The 2,489-nt window shown below is 44.1% G+C and carries 2 protein-coding genes; both read right to left on the bottom strand.

The window, feature by feature from the left end:
- Positions 1–130: 130 nt before the first annotated feature.
- Complete coding sequence (gene istB / locus DP120_RS18230; RefSeq protein WP_112225104.1) at positions 131–886, bottom strand: IS21-like element helper ATPase IstB; 756 nt, start codon at positions 884–886, stop codon at positions 131–133.
- A complete protein-coding gene (gene istA, locus DP120_RS18225) occupies positions 883–2,421 on the bottom strand; it encodes an IS21 family transposase (RefSeq protein ID WP_112225103.1) in 1,539 nt (512 codons plus the stop codon). The genes istB and istA overlap by 4 nt, the downstream gene beginning before the upstream one ends.
- Positions 2,422–2,489 lie beyond the last annotated feature (68 nt).

Genomic DNA, 2,489 nt, shown 5'->3' with positions numbered 1-2,489 from the left:
TGAGTATTGCGGAATGAAAAAGCCACTTGTGTGGAGTTTTGAGCCACGAGTTGCGGAGAATCAGGCCAGTGAATGCATAAAAGAGAGCCACCGGATAGTATTCAACCGGTGGCTCTCTCTTTTCGTCCGATTAACGAGCAGCGACTAAACTATGCCGTTCGCGCATCGATAGGTCTCCATCGACAAGTATTTTATACGAGTCGTGGACAATCCGATCTAGAATTGCATCAGCTACCTGGGCTTGGCCAAGTTTGGAATGCCACCCTTCGGGAGCGAACTGTGAACAGAAAATCGTTGAAGTCCGCTTTAGCCGCGCATCGATAATTTCTAACACGTGGAGTACTTGATCTTGCGAAAGCTCACTCAGGAGCCATTCGTCCAAAATCAATAAGTCAATGGATCGGTATTTTTGAATCAGCTTGCGAAAACTGCCATCTGCTTCGTATTTAGCAGCGGCCAGTTCATCTAACAGTTCTGGCAACCTAATGTATTTCACCTTGTAAAATTGTCGGCACGCTTGAATGCCGAAGGCATTTGATATCCAGGTCTTTCCGTTGCCGGAAGCACCCATTAAAATAATATTATGATGCTTCTGAAGGTAAGTGCCGGATGCGAGCTCTAATATCAATTGCTTATCTAGCTTACGGTCCGCGTGATATTCAATCAGCTCGACGGCTGCGCTCGAATCATCAAACGTGGCCTGTTTAATCAATCGCTCCAGCTTATTCGACTTTCTGCGATCGTATTCCGTATCCACCATGAGGTTAAAACGATCATCAAAGTCCATGCTCTGGAAGTCTTTGTTTTCATTCTGCAGTTGATAAAGTTCCGCCATCCCACTCATCTTCATCTCCATCAACTTTCTTAAGGTCTCTTGATTCATCATTTTTCATTCCTCCCAAAATAATTAGCGCCTCTTACGAAGCCATAGTCTTCTGTTTTTGATTCATGGATTTGCTCATTTTTCACTTGTTTTTTCTTCTGACGCTCCAAGATACTTTTCAGAACAGCGACCGTCGGGTGCGAGGATATTTTCATTAAGGTCTTGGTTGCTTCTTCAAGTTCTGTATCGGTTCTTTTTGAAGCCATACTCTTCAATCCATTCAATATATTTAATGCTTTTTTCTCGACGTTTGTTTTCAGGATATGCTCGACCAGACGTTCCATATTCGGTCCAATGTTCTTCGCCCATTTTCGAATGTTTTCCGGATTATGGTCGAGATATAGTCGATGGTTGTCTGGCATATGATCGGGATTTGTGGCATAGAGATCTTCTGATCTCTTTTTGCGTGGATGTGATGCAATCCGCACTTCTTTAAAGTACAATTCAATTACATCGGCCGTGATTCGGACATCGACATCCTCGCGGACGTATTCATAAGGAACGGAATAGAACTTGTAGTCCACTTGTACATGGTAGTTCGGCTGGACTTTAGCAGTTGCCCATTCCGTCATCTTGAATCGTGTTGGAGGCAGAGGGTGAAGGTGGCTCTTCTCCTCGTCTTCAAACACTTTAAATCGGGAACCCTCTCGCTTTTGAAAATTCATCGTATTGATGTCTTCCAATTTCTCAAAGATACGTGCGTTCAAATCCTCCAGATGAAAACATTGGTAGTTACGCAAGGATGCAATAATCTGCCTGGATATGTATCCGACAGTTCCTTCGACACTCGCTTTATCTTTTGGCTTTCTGACTCGACTGGGCACTACAACTGCACGATAATAATCCGCTAATTCCCGGTAAGCCTCATTGATTACGGGTTCGCCCCGAAGGGGCTTTGTAACACCTGTCTTCAAGTTATCGGGCACTAAGACTTCTGGAACACCTCCAAAATATTCGAATGCATGGATATGGGCACGCAGCCAGGACGTTGATTTCATATCCAGAAAGGCTTCTACATAACTCAACTGACTGTAGGGAAGAGTTGCGATGAATACATACGCAGGTATAATCTCGCCGGTCGAATTATCCATGATTTTGAGCGTCGTTCCTGCCCAGTCGACTTCTAAGATTTCCCCTGGTTTTCTTCTGATCGGCATCGTCAGTTTATGCTTCTTCGCAAAATTTCCATACTTTTCAGCGAACGTTCGGTAGGCATAAGGAACTTTTCCGCCTTCTCTAGCCGAACTTGCATATTCGTGATGCAGGAGCGTAAGGGTGACATTTTTCTTTTGAAGTTCTTTGTGAACCCATTCAAAGTCTACAGGGCAGTAACCCTTTTCAATTGCTTGTTTCTCAGGGAACAGGTAAGTCGCAAGCCACTGATTGTTCATGGCATCCTCCAAGTCCTTCAGTCCTCTTTCTTTAGCCCGTTGGACAACTTCAGCGATTGTATTTCGCGAATGGCCAGTACTGGAACTGATCGTCCTCTGGCTTATCCCATCAAACTCCATCCCCAGAATCTTCCGATAATTGACCATAAAAAAATCCTCCTTCTACTTAAATGTCATGCTTTTACGCATGCTTTTTAAGTATACCGGAGGTATTT

Origin of the sequence: Planococcus halotolerans, from assembly GCF_003289955.1 — a bacterium.
In the GTDB taxonomy this organism is placed as follows: Bacteria; Bacillota; Bacilli; order Bacillales_A; family Planococcaceae; genus Planococcus; species Planococcus halotolerans.
This window is presented reverse-complemented; position numbering and strand designations above follow the sequence as displayed.

Coding starts and splice junctions, on each gene's coding strand:
- istB (WP_112225104.1), bottom strand. CDS start 886: ATGATGAATCAAGAGACCTTAAGAAAGTTGATGGAGATGAAGATGAGT.
- istA (WP_112225103.1), bottom strand. CDS start 2,421: ATGGTCAATTATCGGAAGATTCTGGGGATGGAGTTTGATGGGATAAGC.